Below are 9939 nucleotides of genomic sequence, written 5' to 3' on the forward strand. Positions count from 1 at the left end.
ATGGCCTGGTACGCATGATCGTCGCTCATGATAAAAATAATATTCGGACGCTGCGGTGTATTTTCTTTTTGCGAGCAGGCTCCTAAAAGGAGAACAAATGCAAATAGAACTATGACATAAAAACTTCTCATTTTAGTTGGTTTAGGTTTTTATTGCAATGTAAATTTTGTTGCCAGCGAGGCGTTTGAATCACCTCCAACATAAATTTCAAATTCACCGGGTTCGGCATAAAACGAAAGGTCGGAATGATAAAATGCCAGATCTTCGTTGGTAATGGTAAATTCCACCGTTTTGGTTTCGCCTTTTGAAATAGAAACTTTTTCAAATCCTTTCAGCAAACGTAGCGGAGGAGTAGTACTGGCTACCATATCGCGGATATACAGCTGAACCACTTCTTCACCATCAAAATTGCCGGTGTTGGTCACCTCAACTGATACTTTTAATTCGTCATTATTGGTGATTGTTGCTTTGTCAATACTTAAGTTTTTGAACTCAAAGGATGTGTAGCTCAACCCATAACCAAAGGGGAAAAGGGGAGAGTTGGGTGCATCCAGATAATTCGATTTAAATTTTTGAAAGGTATCGCCAACCTGCGGGCGACCTGTGTTTTTTATGCTGTAATAAATTGGCACCTGACCAACATTAACAGGGAAAGTCGCTGTTAATTTACCCGAAGGATTGTAATCGCCAAACAGAACGTCGGGCAAAGCATTTCCGCCTTCAACACCGGCATGCCACATTTGTAGGAAAGCATCCGCCAGTTCCACTTCCTCGCCAATTTCCATTGGGCGGCCACTCATATTTACAACAACCAGCGGTTTACCTGTTTTTGCCAGTTCTTTCAGTAATTTCTTTTGACTTGGCGGCATGGAAATATCCGTGCGGCTTGATGATTCTCCTGTCATTTCTGTGGCTTCTCCAACAACTGCAACAATCACATCTGCTTTTTGAGACACTGCAAAAGCTTCGCGTAACATGATTTCATGCGAACGCTCGTCGATAAAAATCTTTGGGCCAAAAACATTAATTTTTTCTGCAAATGCGGGATCGTCGCTAATATTTGCACCTTTTGCGTGAAGGATATTTACATCATTGCCAACCACATTTTGAAAGCCTTCCAAAACGGTAACCGCCAGATTAAAATCTCCTGTTGGCGCCCATGTTCCGAGCATATTGCTGCGGCTGTCAACCAGCGGGCCAACCAAAGCCACAGTTCCTGATTTTTTTAGTGGCAGCAACTGGTTTTCGTTTTTCAATAGTACCATCGAACTGGCCGCAGCTTCTCTTGCGACCTTGCGATGTTCTGCGGTTAAAATATCGTTTTCAGGGCGGCTGTTGTCGAAGTAACGATACGGATCTTCAAATAGACCCAGTTTGTATTTCGCTTCCAAAATCCGGCGGCAAGCGACATTAATGTCTTCCTCTGTTACTTTACCTTCTTCCAGCGATTTTTCGAGTGTGGTGAGAAATCCTTCTCCCACCATGTCCATATCCAAACCGGCTTTTAATGCAAGGGCAGAAACCTCCTGCAAATCGCCCAAACCGTGAGCAATCATTTCATTTACCGAAGTATAATCGGAAACCACAAAACCATCAAATCCCCACCTATCGTGCAATACGGTGGTAAGTAACCACTTGTTGCCACTGGCCGGAACGCCGTCCACATCGTTAAACGACGACATTACACAACCAACACCGGCATCGATGGCTGCTTTGTACGGCGGAAAATATTCGTTAAACATTCTCAGGTGACTCATGTCAACTGAATTGTAATCACGTCCGGCTTCGGCAGCTCCGTACAAGGCAAAGTGTTTTACGGTTGCCATCATTGTTGTAGTCGCGGTCAGGTCGTTTTGCTGATAGCCATTTACCATTGCTTTTGCAATTTCAGAACCCAAAAACGGATCTTCACCTGCTCCTTCAGAAATTCGTCCCCAACGCGGATCGCGCGATACATCAACCATAGGCGAAAAGTTCCAGAAAATACCGTCGGCAGTAGCTTCTTTGGCAGCAATCTGTGCCGTTTTTTCTATTAATTCCATATCCCAGGTACTGGCTAATCCAAGTGGCAGTGGGAACGTGGTTTTGTAGCCATGAATAACATCCGACCCAAAGATCATCGGAATTCCCAAACGGCTTTCTTCCACCGCTAATTGCTGCGCCTGACGGGTTTTTCCCGGCCCGTAAACGCCAAAAATACCACCTACTTTTCCGGTTTTTATCTTCTCCTCAACACCGGTACTTACTACCGATCCGGTGGGTATTCCACCTCCCGGCGTGATCAGGTTCAGCTGACCAATTTTTTCCTGGATGGTCATTTTCCCCATCAAATCGGAAACAAAAACATCCATTTCAGAATCACCTGAGTTGCTCGTCGGTGTTCCACATCCTGCAAATAAAAATAGTACTGCAACAAATAGTAAAAAGCGTGACATATCTAACGAATTTTATAGTTACTAATCAATTCTAATTGGTTCCGTTTGTTCCGAAATCCCGTTTTCGTTAAAGGCCTCTATTGAAAAATAGTAGGGCGTATCGCGATCGAGACAGCGCATAAAATACTCGTTAGTGTCGTAAAGCTGCCACGACTGGTAGAGTTTATCGGGAGCAATTCCCCAGCGGATATTGTATCCCTGCGCACCTTTTACAGGTTTCCACGAGAAAGAAATATCGCGGCGGTCATCATGGCGTGTTATCTCAAAATCTTTTACTGCGGCAGGTTTCTTACCGAGTCCCAATCCAAATACCCGAATCTCGCTCATGGCGAAGTTATTTCCCGGAACCTCGATGTTTTTGTAACGAACAAATTTTGCTTCCACCGGCTGATTCAACACAATGTACGCGTTTGGCGAATCTTTGTAACTGTTACTGCGGTCAACAACGGTTTTCCAGTTACTTCCGTCTGTCGACGCTTCGATAATAAAACGATGCCGCAACCCTTCGGTGCGTGTATAAATACCCGATTCATAATCATGGAAATTCAATTGAAAAGCATAAATATTTCCGGAATTCAACATCTCAATACTTATCCATTGTTTATCGTCGTTGGCTTCAGCCACCCAAAATGTTTTCGGGTTTTCATCGGTCAACACATTGGCGGTAATTTCTCCGTTATCGTTTCTTTCGAGGGGCAATTCGTGTACCTCAACCTCATCGTTATTTGTGGTAAATTTCATAATCTGTTGCAACGACGATGAAACGGTAGTTTTTCCTTTGTACGACAGTAACATCCAGCCACAATGCTCGCCGGCTTTTGTGGGATGATCGGGGCCAAAACGCGGATAATCGCCATAGGCTGTGTTCGAGTGCATCAAACCATCTTCATCAAAGTAGGTTGGGAACATGCACAGACGGCGTTCCCATTGCGCATTAGAAGCCAAGGCCATAGTTGCAAAATGCCAGTACTGTCCGTTGGTTTGTTTTACTGTTATACCGTGGCCTGCGCCGTTGGTAAAACCGCCGGGTTTAAAACTCATCGGGTTGTTTTTCATATAAGTGAAAGGCCCCAGTGGCGAATCGCCAACGTAAACGCCATCGGCATAAACATTAAATTGAGTGCCGGGCGCTGCATATTGCAGGTAATATTTTCCGTTGTGTTTGGTCATCGAGGCACCTTCCATGTAACCTTCTTTTAAGGTTGGATGAAAGTTGTTTTCTCCAAAACGTTCCCAGCCGTGTTCTTCTTCCACCAGGTTTATCAGGTCTTTTTTTACTCCCGTTTCAAGGAAACGATCATCTTTATTCAACTCTTTAACCCGAATCGGATGCAAATTCGACGAGCCCCAGTACAAATAGGTTTTTCCGTCGTCATCAATAAAAAGTTCCGAATCCTGAATATTATTCGAGATGGATGGGGTAGGTGTCCATTTGCCGCTTTTCGGATCGTCGGTATAAAGAATACTTCCGTAGCCTGCCGGATCGCCGGCAAAATACACCAACGAATCTTTGTAATTAAAAGCAGTTGGTGCGTTACATCCTTCGAAAAACCATTGCTGCGGTTTAATAAAATCCCAGTGCACCAGGTCGGATGAATGCCAGTATCCAAAGGAGCGGGTGACAAACATATAGTATTCGCCGCGAAACTCAATAACTGCAGGATCGGCACCCGAACGATAAGAAATATTACGGGCCGAATTGTAAACCATGTAGGTGTAATCGATATCCAGCGGATTACAGTATGTATTTGGAACAATAGTTTGTGCCTGACCGCTGCTGATTATAAGCAGGGCAAATAAAGTTGTTCCAACGAGTTTTTTTAAGGTTTGCATTGCTTCTTATTCTATCTGTTACGGTGTTTCAAATCCCAGCTTGGCAAGTCCTGCCTGCACATCTTCGTTTCTCATAAACAAGTTCCACAAAAGTCCACTTCGGTAATTCTCTATCATTACCGGAATCGGTCCCTGGTCGATGGCCAGATAACGTGGCAAATACCAGTTTTCTGTCTGGCTATAGGCATCGTAAGGCCCGTATTTTCCCACCAGTGAATCGGCATCCAGATACAGGTATTTAAGAAATTGCATTGATTCTTTTGGCGTATACGGAAACGATGAAAGTGCAGCGGTTGGAGAAATTACTCCCAGGTCGGCATCTCCGGGACGATGACCTGCATAACCGCGCATGGAATAACTTGACGTAAATCCCCATTGATTTTCGCCATATCCTTTGTAGTTTTTCGGATTATCAAGCGCGTAACGATAATGAATTGTGGCATGATTTACATTCAGTTTCCAGTAGTCGGCATACTTGTCTTTTAGCCCTTTCGGACTCAGACCAAGGTATGAATAATGTGCCCAAAACAGTGGACCGATCGGATCGTCGTTGTGTTCGTAAAAGTTAAGCACGGTACTCAGACCGTAGTAAATGGTGTCTTTTGCAATGTCTCCGTTAAGCGCCCAGCCTTTGTCGTAAACAGCCAGCGAAATTGGATGCGTTGGCGATGAAGCCGCCAGAACATACATAATCAGGCACTCGTTATAACCTCCCACCGGGAAGTTCATGTCCCAGCCATAATTAGGCGACCAGTGCCAGTACAACACTTCTTTTCCCTGCGTGTACCAGTCCCATTCCACGTCTTCCCACAGTTGCTGAATATCGGCAACCAGCTGCTGTTCGGCTTCATTTCCACCTTTATAATATTCGGCAACTGCCAATAATCCCTGAATCATAAAAGCCGTTTCCACCAAATCGCCGCCATCATCTTTTTTGCTGAACGGCTTTACTTTACCTGTTGGTCCGTCGAGCCAGTGTGGCCATGCACCGTGAAAACGATCGGCTTTTCCGAGGTACTCCACAATTTTTTGAAAACGTTCCAGTGCCTGCTCGCGTGTGATAAATCCACGTTCGATACCAACCAAAATGGCCATCACTCCAAATCCTGAACCGCCAAGTGTTACCACATCCTGATCGTTTTGCGGATATACATTATCCATGTGGATACGTTCGCGTGCCATTCCTGAAACCGGTTCCGCACCGTCCCAGAAATACTGAAAGGTTTGGTATTGCACCAAATTCAGCAACGAATCCTCAAGTGAATTTTTGGCTTCCTGTATCTCTTCAGCTGATTTTTGGCTTCCGGTTTGGCACCCCGAAAAAACAATTGTAGAAATCAATGCCATCAATAGTATTGGAAATATTATCTTCTTCATGCTAGTATGTGAAATCAAGTTTTGTCAATCCGGATTTTACTTCAGGACACGACATAAACAGGTCCCAAAGCAGGTTGGTCCGGTAATTTTCAATCATTACTACAATCGGCCCCTGATCGATAGCCAGGTAAGAATCGGCCACCCAGCCGTTGGTAAAATCAAAAGCGTCGTAGAATCCATATTCTCCCCACAATTTATCTCCAAGCGTGTAGTAGAAATAGCGCAAAGCTTCCATCGATTCTTCAGGTGTGTAAGGCATCGACGACAGCGCTGCAGTAGGTGTAAGAACACCCCGGTCGTTGTTTGGCGAGTGTGCCGAATAGCCCGAATAACCGTCGCTGGCCGTAAGTCCCCAACATTCATCGGAATAGGCCACATAGTTTTGCGGGTTATCAGCGCAGTAGGCCTGATTTATTTTTGAGTGGGTAACATTTTGCTCCCAGTAGTTGGCATACTGATCGGAAAGATTTCGCGGATCGAGCCCGAGGAAAGAATAGTGCGAAAAGAACAACGGACCGCCCATGTCGCTGCGCAATGGCAAAGTATAACCGTAATACGAATTGTTACCGGTGTTCATCATGTCGCCATCACGTGCCCAGCCTTTGGTGTATACGTCTTTGCTTATGGTGTGCGTTGGCGACGAAGCAGCCAGAACATAAATAATAAGTGCTTCGTTCCAACCTCTTATTTTCATATTCATTGCCCAGTCGTTATTGGCCGACCAGTGCCAGTACAACACATCTTGTCCGCCTTGTGTGTACCAATCCCATTCGATGCTTTTCCAAAGCGTATTGATCTTATCGATCAGAGATGATTCCTGCGAATTACCGGCATTCAGGTATTGACGCACGGTCAATAATCCCTGCATCATAAATGCGGTTTCAACCAGGTCGCCACCATCGTCGTTAGTACTGAACGGAATGGTTTTTCCGGTTTCGCCGTTTAGCCAGTGTGGCCACACACCGTGAAAACGATCGGCGTTGGTTAAAAAGTCGACAATAGTTTCCAGCCTGTCAACTCCTTGCTGGCGGGTAATAAATCCGCGTTCGATACCCACCAGTATCGACATCACTCCAAAGCCGGAACCGCCTGTGGTAACCGTATTTCCCGAAGTATTTCGTTCGCGTGCCAATCCGCTTACCGGATGCGCGAAATCCCAGAAATAGTTGAAAGTTTGCCGTTGAACCAGCGTTAATAATTCTTCGTTAGAAATTACAGGGAATTTTGGAGTAGTATCGGCTTGTGTGTAAAAGTTCAGTTCCAGCCCGTCGAACGACCGGTCAATACGATTTTCAATGTCTGATGAAATGGCAAAAACGTTTTTACTAAAACCTTCCATTTCCTGCGAAATCTCAACAGAAATTGTTTTTTCGTCTACCTGATTAAATGTTGATGCTACCGACGCGCCATTGCTGGAATACGATGAGTAAAGGGAAATATCGTTTTTTGAAACAGCTGAGTTAAATTGCAGCCGGATAACCGGTTTGCGGTTGATGTTTAAAATTCGCGACAGCGGATTGTAGGCCACATCATCGATCTGCACACTTTCTAAAACAAAAGGCGTTGTGAGTGTTGAAAAGGTATACGATTGTCCTTTAAAAGGCTCTTTGTTTGCCCCTTCCAAACCGGATGAGATTGTTAAGGTATAAGTTGCATTTTCATCCAGAGCCTGATGATCGATTTTTACCAGCTGATTATTGTTGAAGTAGGAAAAAGTTAATGCCAGGGAATTGTTGGCTGCATCGAATAAATTAATGCTTGCTTCAGCAGATACTGTATTTACTGCTGTGTTAAAACGAATCTCAATCGTTTCGTCGATGGCCACATTCTTATTCTCGCCACTTGCGGTAAGTGCCGTTTCTCCAATGTAGGCGTAAGATATTGCCAAATCTTCACCTTGTTTTTCTACCTCGGAATCATCTTTGCTGCAGGAAACAATCGTTCCCGTAAGCAACAAGAGGAATAATAATTTATGGAAAATTCGCATCAATATATGCAGATAAGCGTGTTGTTAAAATTCAAATAAAAGTTTGAATTGACCCACTGTATATCACAGTAGGCCAATTCTTAAACTACCTTGTATTGCTCTATAAACCGTCCTGCATCATTAAAGCAACTTCTTCAGCAGAAAGTGCTTTTTTGAATAAGTACAGTTCGTCCATTAAACTTTCGTCCGACTTGTGATTCCATCCGTTAAAACGTGGTGAGCCCGACATGATAGAAAGCAAGTCGCAGCCGGTCCAGTCGATACCTGTAAAAGCACCTTGTTTTACCTCAACACCATCAATGTAAACGCGTGCTTCGGTACCCGAAATAGCAAATGCCATGTGTACCCAGTTACCTGTGGTTGGATCAACATCGGCAGCCGCGCCGCCATCAAACCACGAATCGGCAGTTCCGTTACCGGCATTGAGTTTAAAACGTTGCATGCCACTGGCATTTTCGCGGAAGAAGCGGAAACCACTTGTTCTGTCGTTTTGCGCATCAGGATTAGCGGTATCTTCCGGTCCCATAACTAAAATACCTGCGCGGTCAGGCGTTGCATTTATATTCATCCAGAAGCTGGCACTGAATTCTTCTCCCTGGATGTCAACATCAGCAGTTGAAAAAGTAAGGTACCCATCAGCGGCTCCCTGGTAGGCGTCACCATCAACACCACCACCATAATCCAATGAAGGATTACCAACAACAGTTGCATCTTCGCTGCTAATGGCTTCTTTAAAATCTCCGTTAAAATCCATATAGAAAGAAGCCTGCTCTTTCAGCATAATGGTTTGGATTTCTTCCTGTGTAAGCGCTGTATTGAAAATACGCAATTCATCCATCAAACTTCCGTCAGAGAAGTGACTCCATCCTGTCCAGTTTGGAGCACCCGACATAATTGAGATCACATTACAATCAGTCCAGTCAATTCCGCTGAAGTCTCCTTCTTTTACCAATTCTCCATTGATATAAACTTCTGCGCTCGTTTCTGAAATACTAAAAGCAAAGTGTGTCCACTCGCCCGTATTTGGTTCAACATCAGCAGCAGCTCCACCATCGAACCAGCTATCAGCAGTGCCGTTTCCTGCATTCAATTTAAAACGTTGCATACCGCTTGCATTTTCGCGGAAGAAACGGAAACCTTTAGTACGGTCGTTATTATTGTCAGCCGGAGGCGAAACAACCAGTATTCCTGCTCTGTCCATGGTATTATCAACTTTCAGCCAGAAACTTGCACTAACTTCAGTTGCTCCCTGCAGAATTGTTGTTGGGAATGTAAGGTACGAATCAGCAGCTCCGCTGTAAGCCGTTCCTCCCTGAATACCATCGGCATAAGCAGGATTTCCAACTTTCGTTGCCAGTTGAAGGCTGTTCATTTCGCGGAATTCGTTGTTAAACGGCATGTAGAAAATTTCGCCTTCGTATTGTGGTACGTATGGTGGCGATTTTGCAAAGTTTACAGTTGCCGTTGTTGTTTTACCATCCAGGTCGGTGGCTGTTATGCTTAATAGGTGCGAGCCTGTGGTAACATTATCGTATGTATAAGTTCGCATTGCTACGCGGTAATCCGTAAACTCCGAATAGCTGGCAATTTCAGCACCGTCGATATTTACTGAAATCGATCCGATTTCAATATCGTCCCGCACTTCAAAATCAATATCTACCGAAGCAATAGCATCGTTGGTCTGAATTTCGTAACCTTCGGGCGGAAAGTTAATGGTAACCTGAGGAGCTGTTTCATCTGCTCCCGGATCTACAGCCGATATTCCATCGATGTAGTTTTGATCGCATGCATTGAAAGAAAACAGTATCAATGCAAGTATAAATAATTTATTATAAGTCTTCATGTTTTATTGTTTTAGTCAATTCCTTCTTCCAATTGTGGTAATTCAGCAACCTGATCGGCCGGAAATGGCAAATAGGCTTTGTCCATCGTAAATGTTCTTCCACCATACGAAAGGGCACTTGTGTTTTCCGTACGCACCATATCGTAATAGCGGGTACCCCATTCCATTGCCAGTTCGGCAAATTTTTCGTCCAGTACATCTTGTGTGGTAACTCCAGATAAGCTGGTTAATCCGGCACGTGCGCGAACCATGTTAACCGCATCGTCGGCACTCATTGAAATACTGCTTGATGCACCACGGGTAATCGCTTCGGCGTACATCAGCAACATTTCTGAATAGCGGATAACGATAAAGTTTTTGTTACTTCCGTAAGATGTTCTTCCGGGAATCAATTCAGTAGAAGGCTGACTGTGTTTTCCGCTCACAAAATTCAGGCGGGCGTTGTTGTTAAAAATATCGCCTTC

Annotated in this window: 6 protein-coding genes; all 6 read right to left on the reverse strand. The window is 44.5% G+C overall.

The features are described 5' to 3' along the window. Window positions 1-149: 149 nt before the first annotated feature. Window positions 150-2435 (reverse strand): beta-glucosidase BglX, encoded by a 2286-nt coding sequence (gene bglX / locus ABZB17_RS16195; protein WP_372651566.1) that lies wholly within the window; start codon window positions 2433-2435, stop codon window positions 150-152. A gap of 21 nt (window positions 2436-2456) precedes the next feature. Then, on the reverse strand, window positions 2457-4268 hold the full coding sequence (locus ABZB17_RS16200) for a family 43 glycosylhydrolase (protein ID WP_372651569.1): 1812 nt from the start codon (window positions 4266-4268) through the stop codon (window positions 2457-2459). Window positions 4269-4286: 18 nt separating this feature from the next. Continuing rightward, window positions 4287-5645 (reverse strand): glucoamylase family protein, encoded by a 1359-nt coding sequence (locus ABZB17_RS16205; RefSeq protein WP_372651572.1) that lies wholly within the window; start codon window positions 5643-5645, stop codon window positions 4287-4289. 1 nt (window position 5646) lies between these two features. Then, window positions 5647-7632, reverse strand: coding sequence for a glucoamylase family protein (locus ABZB17_RS16210; RefSeq protein WP_372651574.1), 1986 nt, complete (start codon window positions 7630-7632; stop codon window positions 5647-5649). A gap of 100 nt (window positions 7633-7732) precedes the next feature. After that, window positions 7733-9475 (reverse strand): LamG domain-containing protein, encoded by a 1743-nt coding sequence (locus ABZB17_RS16215; protein WP_372651576.1) that lies wholly within the window; start codon window positions 9473-9475, stop codon window positions 7733-7735. A gap of 11 nt (window positions 9476-9486) precedes the next feature. Next, on the reverse strand, window positions 9487-9939 hold a 453-nt coding region (locus ABZB17_RS16220; protein ID WP_372651578.1), incomplete at its 5' end, for a RagB/SusD family nutrient uptake outer membrane protein.

Origin of the sequence: Draconibacterium sp., from assembly GCF_041583095.1 — a bacterium.
GTDB lineage: Bacteria > Bacteroidota > Bacteroidia > Bacteroidales > Prolixibacteraceae > Draconibacterium.